The 16,882-nt window shown below is 60.6% G+C and carries 15 protein-coding genes; 8 read left to right on the top strand and 7 right to left on the bottom strand.

Annotated elements, in window-relative coordinates:
* The first annotated feature begins 304 nt into the window (after window positions 1-304).
* Complete coding sequence (locus DFR38_RS02870) at window positions 305-727, top strand: acyl-CoA thioesterase (protein ID WP_059285180.1); 423 nt, start codon at window positions 305-307, stop codon at window positions 725-727.
* 22 nt (window positions 728-749) lie between these two features.
* Here DFR38_RS02870 and mnmC read toward each other — a convergent pair whose 3' ends face one another.
* Both mnmC and mnmH read right to left on the bottom strand, forming a co-directional pair.
* Window positions 750-2,726, bottom strand: coding sequence for a bifunctional tRNA (5-methylaminomethyl-2-thiouridine)(34)-methyltransferase MnmC2/FAD-dependent 5-carboxymethylaminomethyl-2-thiouridine(34) oxidoreductase MnmC1 (gene mnmC, locus DFR38_RS02865; protein WP_110312960.1), 1,977 nt, complete (start codon window positions 2,724-2,726; stop codon window positions 750-752).
* Between the two features lie 121 nt (window positions 2,727-2,847).
* Complete coding sequence (gene mnmH, locus DFR38_RS02860) at window positions 2,848-3,888, bottom strand: tRNA 2-selenouridine(34) synthase MnmH (RefSeq protein ID WP_110312959.1); 1,041 nt, start codon at window positions 3,886-3,888, stop codon at window positions 2,848-2,850.
* A gap of 18 nt (window positions 3,889-3,906) precedes the next feature.
* Between mnmH and selD the strand changes: the two genes are divergently transcribed.
* Window positions 3,907-4,947, top strand: a complete 1,041-nt coding sequence (gene selD / locus DFR38_RS02855) for a selenide, water dikinase SelD (RefSeq protein ID WP_059285181.1) — start codon at window positions 3,907-3,909, stop codon at window positions 4,945-4,947.
* 41 nt (window positions 4,948-4,988) lie between these two features.
* Here selD and DFR38_RS20880 read toward each other — a convergent pair whose 3' ends face one another.
* Window positions 4,989-5,363, bottom strand: coding sequence for a hypothetical protein (locus DFR38_RS20880; RefSeq protein WP_158527679.1), 375 nt, complete (start codon window positions 5,361-5,363; stop codon window positions 4,989-4,991).
* On the opposite strand from DFR38_RS20880, the gene DFR38_RS02850 reads away from it, so the two are divergent.
* The 4 genes from DFR38_RS02850 (at window position 5,347) to DFR38_RS02835 (ending at window position 11,454) form a co-directional block, all read left to right on the top strand.
* On the top strand, window positions 5,347-7,323 hold the full coding sequence (locus DFR38_RS02850) for a methyl-accepting chemotaxis protein (RefSeq protein WP_158527678.1): 1,977 nt from the start codon (window positions 5,347-5,349) through the stop codon (window positions 7,321-7,323). The two genes, DFR38_RS20880 and DFR38_RS02850, sit on opposite strands and share 17 nt — an antisense overlap.
* A 222-nt stretch (window positions 7,324-7,545) precedes the next feature.
* The gene (gene clpB / locus DFR38_RS02845; RefSeq protein ID WP_059285184.1) at window positions 7,546-10,125 is read left to right on the top strand and encodes an ATP-dependent chaperone ClpB; all 2,580 of its coding nucleotides are present in this window, start codon (window positions 7,546-7,548) and stop codon (window positions 10,123-10,125) included.
* 178 nt (window positions 10,126-10,303) lie between these two features.
* Complete coding sequence (locus DFR38_RS02840) at window positions 10,304-10,990, top strand: CDGSH iron-sulfur domain-containing protein (protein WP_059285185.1); 687 nt, start codon at window positions 10,304-10,306, stop codon at window positions 10,988-10,990.
* The gene (locus DFR38_RS02835; protein ID WP_239688557.1) at window positions 10,987-11,454 is read left to right on the top strand and encodes a cupin domain-containing protein; all 468 of its coding nucleotides are present in this window, start codon (window positions 10,987-10,989) and stop codon (window positions 11,452-11,454) included. The genes DFR38_RS02840 and DFR38_RS02835 overlap by 4 nt, the downstream gene beginning before the upstream one ends.
* Before the next feature lie 60 nt (window positions 11,455-11,514).
* On the opposite strand, the gene DFR38_RS02830 is transcribed toward DFR38_RS02835, so the two are convergent.
* A complete protein-coding gene (locus DFR38_RS02830) occupies window positions 11,515-11,799 on the bottom strand; it encodes a hypothetical protein (RefSeq protein WP_059285187.1) in 285 nt (94 codons plus the stop codon).
* 285 nt (window positions 11,800-12,084) lie between these two features.
* Here DFR38_RS02830 and DFR38_RS02825 point away from each other — a divergent pair, with 285 nt between their 5' ends.
* A complete protein-coding gene (locus tag DFR38_RS02825) occupies window positions 12,085-13,293 on the top strand; it encodes an amino acid aminotransferase (protein ID WP_059285188.1) in 1,209 nt (402 codons plus the stop codon).
* A 73-nt stretch (window positions 13,294-13,366) separates the two neighbouring features.
* Here DFR38_RS02825 and DFR38_RS02820 read toward each other — a convergent pair whose 3' ends face one another.
* The 3 genes from DFR38_RS02820 to DFR38_RS02810 are packed head-to-tail and all read right to left on the bottom strand — an operon-like array spanning window position 13,367 to window position 16,409.
* Window positions 13,367-13,942 carry a hypothetical protein gene (locus DFR38_RS02820; RefSeq protein WP_110312958.1) on the bottom strand — a complete coding sequence of 192 codons (576 nt, stop codon included), beginning with the start codon at window positions 13,940-13,942 and terminating at the stop codon, window positions 13,367-13,369.
* A gap of 2 nt (window positions 13,943-13,944) precedes the next feature.
* Window positions 13,945-14,496 (bottom strand): C40 family peptidase, encoded by a 552-nt coding sequence (locus DFR38_RS02815; protein ID WP_110312957.1) that lies wholly within the window; start codon window positions 14,494-14,496, stop codon window positions 13,945-13,947.
* Window positions 14,493-16,409, bottom strand: coding sequence for an ATP-binding cassette domain-containing protein (locus DFR38_RS02810; RefSeq protein WP_059285190.1), 1,917 nt, complete (start codon window positions 16,407-16,409; stop codon window positions 14,493-14,495). The genes DFR38_RS02815 and DFR38_RS02810 overlap by 4 nt, the downstream gene beginning before the upstream one ends.
* Before the next feature lie 109 nt (window positions 16,410-16,518).
* Here DFR38_RS02810 and DFR38_RS02805 point away from each other — a divergent pair, with 109 nt between their 5' ends.
* The gene (locus DFR38_RS02805) at window positions 16,519-16,875 is read left to right on the top strand and encodes a hypothetical protein (RefSeq protein WP_059285194.1); all 357 of its coding nucleotides are present in this window, start codon (window positions 16,519-16,521) and stop codon (window positions 16,873-16,875) included.
* The last annotated feature ends 7 nt before the right edge of the window (window positions 16,876-16,882 follow it).

The following is a 16,882-nucleotide window of genomic DNA, read 5'->3' as shown; positions in this document are numbered from 1 at the left end:
GCAGCGGCTGGCCCGGTGGCCGCGGAGGGTTGCCATCTAAAAAACGAGCCCCGGCCTTGGGGGGGCGGGGCTCCAGCTTGCACCTTCGCTCAGGTGACTGGCAGCCAGCAGGCGCGGGGATCAGTTCCTCCACCGTTGGCTGACAGTCATGCTGCCGTCGTATCAGGACAATGCGTCGGCAGCAGCGGCAGTATGTCGGGTTCCGGCTGGGTGTTCTGGTGTAATTGCATGGTTTTTTTGTGACGGACTTTGACGGCAGCGTTATGATGCAACACAACATGACGTTAACGTAAGGAGCGCTGTCTTGGAAAAATCCTATCCCATCATCGATCGCCAGACCATCACCATGCGCTGGGGCGATATGGATGCGGTCGGTCATCTCAACAATACCTACTACTTCCGCTATCTGGAGCAGATCCGCCTGAACTGGCTGGAGGCGCTGGGGCATGGCATCAATCCGCAGAGCACCGGCCCGGTGCTGGCCAGTACTTCCTGCACCTTTCGCAAGCAGCTGACTTATCCCGCAGTGGTGGAAATCACCATCGAGCTGGAAAAGCTGGGCCGCAGCAGCCTGCAGCTACGCCATCATTTCTATCGCCAGGGTGATCCGGACACCGTGTATGCCTATGCCGACGTGACGCTGGTGTGGGTGGATTATCAGGCGGGTGTGCCGGTGGCCATTCCGGATGATATCCGTCAGGCCATCGAGCAGGCCATTGCGGCTTGAGCATGGCTTGTTACGGGGCTGATCAGTCCTGCTTGCGTATCAGCTTGCGCAGCAGGAAACGGCTGGGGTGCACCGCCTGCATCAGCGCCTGCGGCAGCGGCGCCGCTTCATTGTCCAGATAGGCGGCCAGGATTTCGCCAGACAGCGGTGCGGTAATCATGCCGCGTGAACCATGGGCGGTGTTGACGTACAGGCCGCTGATCCAGGGCGAGGTGCTATCCAGCTTGAGTGTGGCGTCGTTGGCCAGTTCGCGATAGCACTCGGCAAACTGGCGACGATTGGCCACCGGGCCGATCAGCGGCAGGTAATCCGGGCTGGTGCAGCGGTAGGCGGCGCGCCCGCCGATGGCTTGCAGCTTGAGCTCCGCCGCACCCACGGCCTGATGCATGGCCGGAGCCAGCCCTGCCAGCATGTCCAGGTTTTCCTGGTGTTCCGCTTCGTTGGGCAGCAGATTGTCTGCCTCGAACTTGAAGGTGGCCCCCAGACAGTGCTGCTGCTGCCGTGCCGGCGAAATATAGCCTTCGCCACACAGGACGGTTTGTAACTGGCTGCTGGCCGCCGTGGCCGCTACCGTGCTGACCTGGCCGCGAATCGCTTTCAGCGGCAGGTGGCTGGTGCTGTCAAAGCGTGCCGTGTCTGCCGCCGCCGCCAGAATGACGGCACTGCCCATGGCCAGCGGGCCATCTTCATTGCTGGCCAGCCAGCATTGTTCCAGCGGGTTCCAGTCCAGCTCCAGCACCGTGCTGGAAGTACGCAGCTGGATATTGGGATGGCTGCACAGCGCATGTACCAGGCTGGGCGGATTCAGCCAGCCGCCCTGCGGGAAAAACAGTCCACCAGCGGGTAGCGGCAAGCCGGCGATGGCGCTGGCTTCCTGCTGGCTGACCAGGCGCAGCAGGCCATCGGGCAGGCCGGTGGCGGCCAGCTGTGCCTGTCGTGCGGCTTCCTTGTCGTCTTGCGCCAGTTGCAGCACGCCACAGGCGCGCCAGCACTCCTCGCCTTGTTCCAGCAATTGATGGAGCAGGCGCAAGGAGTAGGCATAGCCAGACAATACCAGTCGGGTCAGCGGGGTGAAGTGTGGCGACAGCTTGGCATACAGCACGCCCTGCGGATTGCCCGATGCAGCCTGCGCCAGTTGGGGCAGCCGTTCCACCAGTGTCACCTGCCAGCCGCGCTGGGCCAGGCTGTAGGCGGTGGAGGCACCGGCAATGCCGCCCCCCACCACGATGGCCGAGCGCTCCTGCCCGGCCTGCGCTGCCGGGCGGGCATACCAGGGGGGCGTCCATGCCGGCGCGGGGGGCGTGACCAGCTGGCCGCAGCTCATCTCGCGCTTCTGGCCGTGGCCTGGTACTTTTTTGACGCTGAAACCCGCTTCTTTCAGACCGCGGCGGACAAGGCCGGCACAGGTGAAGGTGGCGAAGGTGGCGCCTGGGGCGGACAGCCGGGCCATGGTCTGAAACAGCTCGGCCTGCCACATGTCCGGGTTTTTCGACGGGGCGAAACCATCCAGAAACCAGGCATCGATGCGGGCATCCAGCTGAGGCAGTACCTCGAGCACATCGCCCACCAGCAGGGTGAGGAGGATGCGGCCGCCCTCCAGCACAAAGCGGTGCCAGCCATGGCTCAGCACATCGTATTGGCGCAGCAGCTGTTGCGCCTGGCTGGCCAGCTCTGGCCACAAGGCCAGCGCCTGGCTGAGGTCTTGTGCGGTGAGCGGGTATTTTTCCGCGCTGATGAAGTGCAGCCGGGCCGTGGCAGGGGCATGTTGCAGGAAGTGTTGCCAGGCACAGAGAAAGTTGAGTCCGGTGCCAAAGCCGGTTTCGCCGATGCTGAACTGGCCATCGGGCGGCAGGGCGGCAAAACGCTCGGCCAGCTGATTGTGCCGGAGGAAAACATGGCGGGTTTCTTCCAGCCCGCTGTTACGGGAGAAATAGACATCGCCAAAGGCGACCGAGACGGGCTGGCCATCCAGCCAATCGAGTTGTGCGTATGAGCTCATGCCGGCTGCGTGATGAATGCGATAGCGAAAGCGGCCATTCTACTCTGTCTGTGGCAGGGCTTGCGCCAGATTATATGGAAAAGATTGCAGCTGTTGCTGATAAAACTTGTAAGGAATGTTCTTATTCGCGGATCGCACTGGCGACCGCATCCAGCAGGGCCGGACTGAGGCCGGGCACCGTCAGCAACTGCGATTGCTGCAAATGGGTGTAGTGGCGGTTCATCGAGCGGACATACAAGGGGTCGTAATGCTGCACCAGCAATTGCTCCACCAGGCTGGCAAACTGGCCCTGTGCAATCATGTCCTGCCATTGCTGCAGCTGCTCGCGTGAATGGACCGCCTTGAGAAAGCCTAGCTGAGTAACGAGTCTGTCTGGTTGCTGCAGATAGAAATCATAGTCTTCCAGCAAGAAGTGCACGCGTTCGGCCAGTGCCACTTCCATGCTCAGGCATTCGCTGGCATGCATGCGGGAAAACAGGCTGTCCGGCAGGCACAGCGTGCCGATCTTGCGGCTTTCGGATTCGATGAATACCGGGCGGGCCGGGTCCAGCTGCAACATGGCCAGCCGCAACATGCTGTCGAACCATTTCTGCGAGGGCTGTGCCTGGTCGGGCAGCCGTCCCAGTACCGAGCCGCGATGCACGGCCAGGGCTTCCAGGTCCAGCACCTGCTTGCCGTTACGCTGCAGGGCATGCAGCAAGCGGCTCTTGCCCGAGCCGGTGGGGCCGCAGATAACCTTGAGCCGCAGCGTGGCCGGCAGGCTGGCCAGATCGGCCAGCACCTGATGGCGATAGCTTTTGTAGCCGCCTTCCAGCTGGTGGGTGTTCCAGCCGATCTGGCTGAAGATGATGGCCATCGATGCCGAACGCTGGCCACCGCGCCAGCAGTAGATCAGCGGCTTCCAGGATTTTGGCCTGGCATGGAAATGCTGCTGCAAGTGCCGGGCGATATTCTGCGCCACCAGCGCGGCGCCCAGCTTGCGTGCTTCGAAAGGGCTGACCTGCTTGTAGAGGGTGCCCACGCGGATACGTTCTTCGTCATCCAGCACCGGGCAATTGATGGCGCCCGGCAGGTGATCTTCGGCGAATTCGGCTGGCGAGCGCACGTCGATGATCTCGTCAAACTCGGCCAGCTGTGATAGTTTCGCGACCTTGAAAAGCATGGTGGGAGTTGCCCTGAAATGGCTGAAATCAAACTGACGCAATTATCCCACGGCGGTGGCTGTGGCTGCAAAATTGCCCCTGCGGTACTGGAATCCATCCTCTCCACGGCACGGGAGAAAATGGTGTTCCCGCAACTGCTGGTCGGTACGGAAACCAGCGACGATGCCGCAGTGTACCGCCTCAACGATCAGCAGGCGATTGTTGCCACCACCGATTTCTTCATGCCCATTGTCGATGACGCCTTTGATTTTGGCCGCATCGCCGCCACCAATGCGCTGTCCGATATCTATGCCATGGGTGCCACGCCCATCATGGCGCTGGCCATTGTCGGCATGCCGGTCAATGTACTGCCCGTCGCCACCATCCGCGCCATTCTCGATGGCGGGCAGGCCGTCTGCGCCGATGCCGGCATTCCCATTGCCGGTGGTCATTCCATTGATTCCCCCGAGCCGATTTACGGCCTGGTGGCGCTGGGGGTGGTCCATCCCGACCAGCTCAAGCGCAATTGCGATGCCCGCGCCGGCGATGTGCTGATCATGGGCAAGGCGCTGGGGGTGGGCATTCTGGCGCAGGCCATGAAAAAGGGCGTGCTGGATGAGGCGGGCTATCAGGCGCTGATCGCCACCACCACCCAGCTGAACAAGGTGGGCGCCACGCTGGCCGGCATGGCGGGCGTCCATGCGCTGACCGATGTCACCGGCTTTGGCTTGCTGGGTCATCTGCTGGAAATCTGCAAGGGCTCCGGGCTGCAAGCACAGGTGGAGATGGCGGCGGTGCCGCTGATCCCGGCTGCGCGCCCGTTTGCCGAGCAAGGTTACGGCCCCGGTGCCATCGAACGCAATCAGGCCAGTTTTGGCCAGCATGTCCGCTTTGCCGCGGGCCTGCCCGACTGGCAGCAGCGCGTACTGGCCGACCCGCAAACCAGTGGCGGCCTGTTGGTCGCGGTGGCGGCCGAGCAGGCTCCTGCCGTACTGGCCGCTTTCCGGGCTGCCGGTTTCGACCATGCCGCGATCATTGGCCAGTTACAGGAAGGTGCGCCGCAGATTGTCGTCAGCTGACGTCCTGCCATGCCATGAAAGCAACACTCTGCAACCCGGCTTCAGCCGGGTTTTTTCATGGCCAGGGCTGGCTGGTGGCAGCCTGCGGCAGAGCGCAGGCTCTTGCTGCAAAAGCAGTCTATGCTGTGAATGCGGCCAGTCAATTGCCGGGTATAAAGTAGGGCTGGTCTGGCCTTGTTCTTGCTTTGATTAGGCTCAAGCTGCGCTTGAGCGATTGCATTGACAAGTGCATGTTTCTCGCGCATTTTGCTGGTTTGCAAATATAAAGCCAGCATTTCAAAAAGACGCTGAATTATAAATAAACAATCCTGTACAACGGGTGCGGCAGTGGAGAGGGTGAGGCGAATGAAGCGAGGCATGAGCATCGGGTCGCGGCTGGTATCGACCCAGGTAGTGTTGATGATGGTGGTGGCCATGGCCCTGGCGCTGCCGCTGTATGTGTTTACCGGTCGCGTGATGCAGGAGCGTACCGAGAAAGTGCAGTCGCAGTTGCTGACCCAGTCCATCAACATGATCGACGCCTTCAACGAGTCACTGAAAATCACCACCCGCCAGTTTGAAAAGGTACTGCTGGGTGAAATCGGCGGTGCATTTGCCATCAACCCGGCCAGCAAGATCGAGGTGTCCGGCACACCGACGCCGGCACTGCTGCTGGGCAGCACGCCCATCAATGGCAATAACGATATTGTCGACCGCTTCTCCTCGAAAACCGGTAATGTCGCCACGCTGTTCGTCAAGGATGGTGACGATTTCGTCCGCATCGCCACTTCGGTGCTGAAGGAAGACGGCGGGCGGGCCCTGGGCACCAAGCTCGACCATGCCAGCCCGGCCTATGCCCAGCTGATGAATGGCGAAAACTACTCGGGCCGGGTCGACCTGTACGGCCGCGATTACATCACCAGTTACAGCCCGATCAAGGACGCCAGCCAGAATGTGATCGGCGCCACCTTTGTCGGCGTCGGTGCCACCGAAGGCATCGCCGGCCTGCTGGTGCGCCTGTCCAAGGTGAAACTGGGCGAGAGCGGACATATCGACATTGTCGATATCAACAAGAATTCCAAATCCTTTGGCCAATACGTGCAGCATCCCAAACTATCCGGCAGACCGGTCAGCAAGGATGTGGACGCAGCCGGCCAAGCCTATGTCAACGACTTGATGGCCAGCGGGCAGGGGGCGCTGACCGTCAAGCTGCCGGGTGAAAACGGTGCGGCCGAACACATGTTGTCCTATGCCACCTACAAACCTTGGGGCTGGATGATCATCAGCAACGAGAACCGCAGCGAGCTGGAAAAGGAAAATCACCAGCTGCTGCTGTGGCTGGCTGGCGGTGCCGGTTTGTTATTGCTGATCCTGGCGCTGGCCCTGCTCTTGTTTACCAATCGCCTGGTGGCGCGGCCGGTGCGCCAGCTGGTTGAGGAGGTGGGTGGGATTCGTGACAGTCGCGATCTGACACGGCGCCTCGCCATCAACCGCAAGGATGAAGTAGGGCAGGTGGCCGATGCCATGAACAGCCTGCTGGACAGCTTTCAGCAGGCGCTCAATCGCACCAGCTCGCATGCCATCGACCTGGACCATGCCGCGCAGGAACTGTCGGACAAGGCCAGCTCTGCCGCCGCCAGTTCGGGTGAGCAGCGTACCAGTGCCCAGGCCATGTCGGAACACACCGGCATGCTGATTGCCGGGGTGCAGCAGATTGAAAAAGTCGCCAGTGAAGCCAGCGATGCCGCCCGCGCCTCCAGCGAAGCGGCCCAGGCCGGCAGTGAAAGCCTGGTGGCGGCGGTGGATGGGGTCAGTCATATCTCGGCGACCCTCAGCCAGGCTGCCGACAGCCTGAAGGCGCTGGAAAGCAGCGCACAGCAGATTACCGCCATCGTCAACGTGATTCACGATATTGCCGATCAGACCAATCTGCTGGCGCTCAATGCTGCCATCGAGGCTGCCCGTGCCGGCGAAATGGGCCGCGGCTTTGCCGTGGTGGCCGATGAAGTGCGCAAGCTGGCCGAGCGCACCAGCGTCTCCACCCAGGAAATCAGCGGCATGATAGGCAAGATCCAGTCCGCCACCGATGATGCGGTCAAGTCGATGCGCCAGTCAGTCGTCCAGGCGTCGGAAGGTGCTGCCATCACCTCTGGCGCCCGCGAGGCCATTGCCTCCATCGTGGAGGACTCGCGCCGTGCCATGGAAGTGGTACAGCGTATCAACCGCGAGCTGTCGCAGCAGCGCGATATCGTGCAGCAAATGGCCGAGCGGGTGAATTCGGTGGCCAGCCAGGCCGAACGCAGCAATGAGGCTGCCGAGCGCTCGGCCGAAACAGCCCGCCACATGGCAGGTCTCGCCGACTCTCTGAAAGAAGAAGTGCGCGCCTTCCGTACCTGATTTCTGTCCATGCGCAAATAGAAAAAGCCGGATTCATGATCCGGCTTTTTCTATTTGCGCATTGGGCGCGGATTGTCATTACAAAACCGCATGGCCAGCCTTGTGCTGCCCAAAAGCGCCCACATATCTTGAGCGAATCGCTGCATTTTCTGGTCGGGCAGGATGTGTAGCAATGGCAGCAATTGCAAACAGATCACAATCTTGTTTTGAAGGAGCTTTTTGATGAGATTCGAAAAACTGACCACAAAATTCCAGCAGGCACTGGGCGATGCACAAAGCATGGCACTGGCCGAAGACAACGCTTATATCGAAGCCCAGCACCTGCTGCTGGCCATGATGGACGACAACGACAGCGGCATCGGCGGCCTGCTGGCCCGTGCTGGCGTCAATGTGCCGGGCCTCAAGCTGGCATTGAAAAGTGCCATCCAGCGCCTGCCGAAAGTGCAGGGCGGCAATGGCGAAATCACCGTGTCGCGCGACCTGGGCAATCTGCTCAATGTCACCGACAAGATCGCCACCAAGCAGGGCGATGAATACATCTCCAGCGAGTCCTTCCTGTCCGCCCTGTCGCAGGACAAGGGGGAAACCGGCCGTCTGCTCAAGGAGCATGGCGGCAACCACAATGCCATCCAGGCCGCCATTCAGGCGGTGCGTGGCGGCCAGACCGTGGGCAGCCAGGACGCGGAAAGCCAGCGTGAGGCGCTGAAAAAGTACACCACCGACCTGACCGAGCGTGCGCGCAGTGGCAAGCTGGATCCGGTGATCGGCCGTGATGATGAAATCCGCCGCGCCATCCAGGTATTGTTGCGCCGTACCAAGAACAACCCGGTGCTGATCGGCGAGCCGGGCGTGGGCAAGACCGCCATCGTGGAAGGTCTGGCCCAGCGCATCGTCAATGGCGAAGTGCCGGAAAGCCTGAAGAACAAGCGCCTGCTGGTGCTGGACCTGGCGGCGCTGATCGCTGGTGCCAAGTTCCGCGGTGAATTCGAAGAACGGCTGAAAGCCGTGCTGAATGACCTGTCCAAGGACGACGGCCAGACGCTGATCTTTATCGATGAAATCCATACCCTGGTCGGGGCGGGCAAGGCTGAAGGTGCCATGGATGCCGGCAATATGCTCAAGCCGGCACTGGCGCGTGGCGAGCTGCATTGCATTGGCGCCACCACGCTGGACGAATACCGCAAGTACATCGAAAAGGACGCCGCACTGGAACGCCGCTTCCAGAAGGTGCTGGTTAATGAGCCGACGGTGGAAGACACCATTGCCATCTTGCGCGGTCTGCAGGAAAAGTACGAAATCCACCATGGCGTGGACATCACCGACCCGGCCATCGTGGCCGCGGCCGAGCTGTCCCATCGCTATATCACCGACCGTTTCCTGCCTGACAAGGCCATCGACCTGATCGATGAAGCAGCCAGCCGCATCAAGATGGAGCTGGATTCCAAGCCGGAAGCCATGGACAAGCTGGATCGCCGCCTGATCCAGCTGAAGATCGAGCGCGAAGCGGTCAACAAGGAAACCGACGAAGCCAGCCAGAAGCGTCTGCAACTGATCGAGGAAGAAATCCAGCGTCTGCAGCGTGAATATGCCGACATGGAAGAAATCTGGAAGGCCGAAAAAGCTGCAGCGCAAGGCAGCCAGACCATCAAGGAAGAAATCGACCGCCTCAAGGTGGAGATGGAAGACCTCAAGCGCAAGGGCGACTGGCAGAAACTGGCCGAGCTGCAATACGGCAAGCTGCCACAGCTGGAAGCCCAGTTGCGTGAGGCCGAAGCCGCCGATGCCGGTGCCGACAACAAGCCCAACCGCCTGTTGCGCACCCAGGTAGGGGCCGAGGAAATTGCCGAAGTCATCAGCCGCGCCACCGGTATTCCGGTGTCGAAAATGCTGACCGGTGAGCGGGAAAAACTGCTGCGCATGGAAGAAGTATTGCACCAGCGTGTGGTGGGGCAGGACGAAGCGGTACGTGCAGTGGCCGATGCCATCCGTCGCTCCCGCTCCGGTCTGGCCGACCCCAACAAGCCTTATGGTTCCTTCCTGTTCCTGGGGCCGACCGGGGTGGGCAAGACCGAGCTGTGCAAGACCCTGGCTGGTTTCATGTTCGACAGCGAGGAGCATCTGATCCGCATCGACATGTCCGAGTATATGGAGAAGCACTCGGTGGCGCGGCTGATCGGTGCGCCTCCGGGCTACGTCGGCTATGAGGAGGGTGGTTATCTGACCGAGCAGGTGCGCCGCAAACCGTATAGCGTGATTCTGCTGGACGAGGTGGAAAAAGCGCATCCGGATGTGTTCAACATCCTGCTGCAAGTGCTGGATGATGGCCGCCTGACCGATGGCCAGGGCCGTACCGTGGACTTCAAGAACACGGTGGTGGTGATGACTTCCAATATGGGTAGCCAGCAGATTCAGGCCATGGCGACGGATGACTACCAGGTGATCAAACTGGCGGTGATGGCCGAGGTGAAAACGCATTTCCGCCCCGAGTTCATCAACCGTATTGATGAGGTGGTGGTGTTCCACGGTCTGGACGAGAAGAATATCAAGGCGATTGCCCGTATCCAGCTCAAGGGCCTGGAAAGCCGCCTGGCCAAGCTGGAGCTGAACCTGCAAATCAGCGAAGAGGCCCTGTCCCTGCTGTCCGAGGCCGGCTTCGATCCGGTATATGGCGCACGTCCGCTCAAGCGCGCCATCCAGAACGAGCTGGAAAACCCGCTGGCCAAGAGCATTCTGGCCGGCAAGTATCCGCCCAAGGCCACCATTATGGTGGAGGCGCGCAACGGGCAGCTGGTATTTGCCTGAGGCTGCAACACCAACTTCAACAAAGCCGACCCTGGTGGTCGGCTTTTTTTACGCCGGCTGCTTTTCTGCGGATGCATCAGAAGAGTCGTTGTTCTGCCTGCGACAAGGCCCAATTACTGAACGAACAGACAGTCACATAATGCGGCAAGGTTAGCTCATCAGCGCACAGGAGCAGGCAATGAAAGCATTGAAAATTACTGTTATGGTCGATGGACCCTATCGTGTGAGCGGCGCAAGCCAAATCACGCAACTGTTTATCCAGCCTGACGCCCAAGGTGTATCCTGGAGCTACCGCAAAGGGAAAAGCTTTCCGCTGAAGGAAGAGGGAAGCGCGCTGTGTCGTTGTGGTCACTCAGCCAACAAACCCTACTGTGATGGCAGCCACCAGCGTATTGGTTTCGATGGTCGCGTGGCAGCAACACGGGCTGAATATGCGCAGCAGGCGGAGCTGCAAGAAGGGCCGGTGGTCGCCTTGTCGGATGCCGAAAAGCTGTGTGCATTTGCCCGCTTTTGCGATGCCGGCGGCCAGATTTGGCACTTGGTGGAGCAAGCCGATGCAGAATCGATTGCCTTGGCGGTACGCGAGGCCGAACATTGTCCGGCAGGGCGCTTGAAAGTGTGGGATATGCAATCGCAGCAGCCAATCAGCAAGGAGCCGGATACCCCGTCCTTGTACTTGCTGGAAGATCCCCAGTTGGGCTGTTCTGCAGCCATATGGGTCAAGGCGGCAGACGTGCTGGAGGTGGAGCAGGGAAAGCCTTACCCGGTACGTGAACGCATGACCTTGTGCCGCTGCGGTGCCTCCAGCAACAAGCCTTTCTGTGATGGCACGCATGCGTCCATCAAGTGGCAAGACGGGCTTTGAATGTCTATCCCGTTTTGTCGACGGGCTTGGAATGCGCTAAACCAGGCCCGCATAATAGCGGTCTTGTTGATTTTATCGCCCATAAGCGCATGAGCCACATTACCCATTTTTCTGGCAAATCAGTCCATCCCGTCACAGACCGGCCCCGTCCGGAGCGTTTGCTGTCCGGGAACCCGCAACGCCATACCTGGACCCATTACGAAACCGCCGATGAGGTGCTGAGTTGTGGCATCTGGGCTTGTGAGCCAGGGGCCTGGCGCATTCACTTTGCCGCTGACAAGCATGAATTTTTCTGCGTAATCGAGGGGCTGGTGCGCCTGCATGATGAAGCCGGGAAGGTGGTGGACGTGAAGCCCGGCGAGGCGGCCGTGATTCCTGCCGGCTTTATCGGCGTGTTCGAGGTGGTGCAGGCGGTGCGCAAATACTTTGTGGTGTGTCAGACATCTGCCTCGCAGACAGCATGATGTTTCGCGGTGTGGCAATGAACAAGGGCGACCAGGGTCGCCCTTTTGCCTGCGTGACTATCAGTTGCGCAGCGGGTCTTCTGCCTCATCCATCGGTTGAACCGGTGGCGGGGTGAAACCATTGATGTCGCGCGAGGATTTTTCCAGTACCAGCACGATGGCGGTGTTCAGTGCGCCGAAAGCCCAGCTGATCAGGAAAAATACCGAATAGGCCGACAGCTTGTCGGCAAACAGGGCATTGCCATGCAGTGTGAGTTCGGCAGGATCGAAAATCGAGAAAAACACGCTGGTGGCCAGTACGGCGATGATAAAGGACGGCCAGAACAGCAAAATGCCTTTTTTCATGAGCGCTCTCCGGTATATGCGTTTGTGCCTGGGGTAGGACCGGGCAGGCTGCTGCATGGTTCAGCCCTTGGCACGGATGTCTGCCTGCTCTTGCAGAATATGCCATTTGTCCCGCCAGTGTGTAAGCAGCTGGCAGCTTGTTGTTTTGTCGGCCTGGGGCGGCAGCAAGCGGCCAGATGATGGTAAACTTTGTCCCGGACAAAGATTTTCATCAATCAGCCGCGGCCCGCTGCCTGTGTCAGCGCCCCGGTTGCGGCTGTTCTGCAAAGCAAATGGAGCCCCTGCATGACCTCTTCGATCTTCGCCGCGGTAGAACTGGCCCCGCGCGACCCGATTCTTGGCCTGAACGAAGCTTTCAACGCCGATACCCGTCCCTTCAAGGTGAACCTGGGTGTGGGTGTGTACAGCGACGATAATGGCAAGATTCCGCTGCTGGCAGCCGTCAAGGCCGCGGAAAAGGCCCGTGTTGATGCCATGCTGCCGCGTGGTTATCAGCCGATCGAAGGCCCGGCCGCTTACGACAGCGCCGTGCAAAACCTGCTGTTCGGTGCGGATAGCGCGCTGATCAGCAATGGCCAGGTAGTGACCGCCCAGGCACTGGGTGGTACCGGTGCACTGAAGATCGGTGCCGACTTCCTCAAGCGTCTGAACCCGGAATCCAAGGTTTACATCAGCAACCCGTCGTGGGAAAACCACCGTGCGCTGTTCGAGTCTGCCGGTTTCGAAGTGGAAAACTATCCGTACTACGACGCCGCCACCCGTGGTGTCGACTTTGCCGGCATGAAGTCCTTCCTGCAAAGCCTGGCTGCCGGTTCGGTCATCGTGCTGCACGCCTGCTGCCACAACCCGACCGGTGCCGATCTGTCCGACGCCCAGTGGGCCGAAGTGGTGGAAGTGTGCCGCGCCCAGGGTCTGGTTCCCTTCCTCGACATGGCGTATCAGGGCTTTGCCGATGGCATCGATGCCGACGCCGTGGCCGTGCGTCTGTTCTCCGCTTCCGGTCTGCAATTCTTCGTGTCCAGCTCCTTCTCCAAGAGCTTCTCGCTGTATGGCGAGCGTGTTGGCGCCCTGTCCATCGTGACTGCCAGCAAGGAAGAAACCGGCCGCGTACTGTCGCAGCTGAAGCGCGTGATCCGCACCAACTACTCCAACCCGCCGATCCACGGTGCCGCCATGGTGGCTGCCGTGCTGTCCAGCCCTGTGCTGCGCCAGCAGTGGGAAGACGAACTGGCCGGCATGCGCGACCGCATCCGCGCCATGCGTACCGGTCTGGTCGAAGCCATCAAGGCGCAGGGCGTGGAGCAGGACTTCTCCTTCGTGGCCCAGCAACGCGGCATGTTCTCCTACACCGGTCTGACTGCAGCTCAAGTGGAAGTGCTGAAGAGCGAATTCGGCATCTACGCGGTATCCACCGGCCGCATCTGCCTGGCCGCGCTGAACAGCAAGAACCTGCCGTATGTGGCCGAAGCCATTGCCAAGGTCGTCAAGGGCTGATTTTTTAGCCTTGATATGAAAAAACCCCGCTGCGGCGGGGTTTTTTGTTGTGCTTGTGCATCAGCATGCGTTTTCAGTCTGCGGGTGCTGGCGAACGGCCAAGGCGGATGCGCAGCAGGCCGGGGCTGGTCTCTATGGCCTTGATGGTCAGGCGTGCAGCCAGCGGCTTGCCCAGCAAGGGGTAGTCCAGCCATGGTTGCAGCGCTGGCAGCCGGGAGAGGTCGATCATGGCAACATCCTGCTCCAGCGTCAGCCAGTCCAGCGGCTTGGCCAGTTGCTGCAATGCCTTGTGGCCGAATGCGCCTTCCAGCACGCCCAGCAACAGCCCGCCCAGTACGCGGCGGGTGGTGGAGGGGGAGATGGCCTCGCCCTGCACCTGGTAGCGCAAGCAGATCTGGCGGCTGTTCCAGTCCACCGGCAAAAAATCGAAATGCAGGGTCAGTCGGGCGGCCAGGGGGTGATGGGCGGTCAGGTGCAGGGTGCTGTCGCGGCTGAGCAGTGACAGGCCGTCAATTTGCAGGCGCTCACCATTCAGTGCTTGCTGCAGCTTGCGCAGCAGCCAGGCTTCCTGCAGGGATACGCCATCGCGATGCAGAATGGGGCGCTGCTGCCAGCTGCGTTGCAGCCGGCTGCTCCAGGATGCTTGCATGTTCAGGCAAACAGCGTACGCGCGCCCTCGTAGCGCGCCGCGAAGTAGCTGTTGTCCAGCCGGTCGACGCGGATGGCGCTATTGGTACGCGGAGCATGCACGAACTTGTTGTCGCCGATGTAAATGCCCATGTGCGAGAAGGAGCGGTTCATGGTGTTGAAGAACACCAGGTCGCCCACCTGCATCTGGCTATTGCTGACGGGACGGGCCAGGCTGGCGATCTGGGCGGCATTGTGCGGCAGTTTTACCCCGACAGCATTCTGGTAGATGTAGCTGACCATGCCGCTGCAATCCAGCCCGGCTTCCGGGTTGGCGCCGCCGAATTTGTAGTCCAGATCAAGCAGGCCCAGGGTGTACATGAGAATTTCCCGGCCCGCTCCGTCTGCTTTCAGCGCGGACAGCGTCTTGTCCTGTGAAGGATGGGGACGCAGCTGGCTGGTTTTGCGGGGTGGTGTGCCGCAGGCACTCAGCCACAGTGCCAGCGAAACGAGCAGGGCACCGCCGAGGAAATGTCGACGTTCGGGCGAAGGCGGGGTGGGCCGGTGGATACTCATTTCTGTTTTGCCTCCAGTTCTTCCCAGCGCGCCAGTTTTTCCAGCAGCAGTTCATCGATGGCTTCGATACGTTGCTGCCAGGCAATGGCGTCCTTGGGGTGGTCACGATAGCAATTCGGGTCGAGCAATTGCTGGTTGAGCGTGGCTTGCTCGGTTTCCAGCGCGGCGATCTCGTCGGGCAAGGCCGCCAGCTCACGACCTTCATTGTAGGAAAGCTTGCTGCGGCCGGCCTTGGGCTTGTCCTGGCGCGCGGGTGCAGCGCTGGGGGCTGCGGCCGGCTTGCTGCTTTCTGCCGGTTTCAGCGCCGCCATGCGGGCACGGGTGTCGATCCAGTCCTGATAGCCGCCCGGATATTCTTCCAGCTGGCCCTCGCCTTCAAAGGCAATCACCTGGGTGACCACATTGTCGAGGAAGGCGCGGTCGTGGCTGACCAGGAATACGGTGCCGGAGTATTGGGCGATGACATCTTCCAGCAGTTCCAGCGTGTCGATATCCAGATCGTTGGTGGGTTCATCCAGCACCAGCACATTGGCCGGTCGGGTGAACAGCCGCGCCAGCAGCAGACGGTTGCGCTCGCCACCCGATAGCGAACGCACCGGGCTGCGCGCGCGCTGCGGCGAGAACAGGAAGTCTTCCAGATAGCTCATCACATGCTTCTTGACGCCGCCGATTTCGACGAAGTCATTGCCCTGGCTGATGATGTCGGCCACGCTGGTGTCCTCATCCAGCTGCTCGCGGAACTGGTCGAAGTAGGCGATATCCAGCTTGCTGCCTTGCTTGATGCTGCCGCTGTCGGCCTCCAGCTGGCCCAGGATCAGCTTGAGCAGGGTGGTCTTGCCGGCACCGTTGGGGCCGATCAGGCCGATCTTGTCGCCCCGCAGGATGCGGGTGGTGAAATTCCTGATCAGCGTGCGGCCTTCGAAGCCCTTGCTCACGCCTTCCAGTTCGGCCACCAGCTTGCCGGAGCGTTCGCCCGGGTCCAGCTGGAAATTCACCTGGCCCACGCGTTCGCGCCGGGCACTGCGCTCGCGGCGGATGGCTTCCAGCCGGCGCACGCGGCCTTCGTTACGGGTACGGCGCGCCTCGATGCCCTTGCGTATCCATACCTCTTCCTGGGCATGAAACTTGTCGAAAATGCGGTTCTGTTCTTCCTCGATGGCGATTTCTTCAGCCTTGCGTACCTGGTAAGCAGAGAAACTGCCCGGATAGCTGCGCAGGATGCCGCGGTCCAGCTCGATGATGCGGGTGGCCACATTATCCAGAAAACGCCGGTCGTGGGTGATCAGCAATACGCTGCCGGCAAAGTTCTTGAGCAGCCCTTCCAGCCATTCGATGGCGGCAACGTCCAGATGGTTGGTCGGTTCATCCAGCAGCAGCACTTCCGGTTTGGCGGTCAGTGCGCGGGCCAGCGCCACCCGTTTTTTCCAGCCGCCGGACAGCTCGCGAATCAGCGTGTCGGGCTTGAGTTCCAGATGGGACAGCGTGGTGGCAATCAGCGCGTCAAACTGCCAGCCATCGCGGGCTTCCAGCTCATGTTGCAGGGTTTCCATGCGCGCCAGTGCGGCGGTGTGGTCGGCATCGGCCTGGGTCAGCTGCTGGGTGATGTGATGGTATTCGCTCAGCAGTGCCTGCAGATCGCCCAATCCTTCGGCCACCGCTTCAAATACCGTTTGTTCCGGGTTGAATTCCGGTTCCTGCGCCACGTAGGCCACGCGCACATCGCCCTTGATGTTGATACGTCCGTCGTCCAGGGTGATGGCACCGGCAATGCCCTTGAGCAGGGATGACTTGCCTGCGCCGTTGCGACCGATCAGGCCGACCACTTCGCCCGGCTCCAGTGAGAAATCCACATTATCCAGCAGGGCGTGGTGGCCAAACGCCAGGCAGGCCTTTTCAACAGAAATCAATGACATTGAGGCATCTTGTAATCGGGTGACAATGGCCGCAATTGTAGCATGCGGCGTGCTGGCCCTTGCCGACTTGGGTTACAATGCGCGCCAACTCGGAATGGAAAGGATTGCCATGTATTTTGTTGACCGCTCGGTGGCTGTGATCAAGCCCAAGCAAGCGTTTCTGGACTGGCTGAATGCCGTGCCCGGCAACGATATGGTGGATTTGACCCTGGATAGCCTGCGCAGCGACTGTACGGTGATCCTGCTGCCGGAATTCAACGAGCCGGAAGAGGCGGTTGCCCATATCGACGAGCAGTACGAACAATTGTTCAAGATTGAAGTGGCTTCCTGGTATGACGATGAAGACCTGTGGCCCAAGGACATGTCGCTGAAGGCCTTCTGGGAGTGGTTTGACGTGGAGATCCACTCCACCGTGCTGGATACCGTCGACGCCGACATCAGCAATACACCGGCCAGCGAGCTGTAAGCGCGTC

The sequence above is a fragment of the Aquitalea magnusonii genome (assembly GCF_003202035.1).
Lineage (GTDB): Bacteria > Pseudomonadota > Gammaproteobacteria > Burkholderiales > Chromobacteriaceae > Aquitalea > Aquitalea magnusonii.
This window is presented reverse-complemented; position numbering and strand designations above follow the sequence as displayed.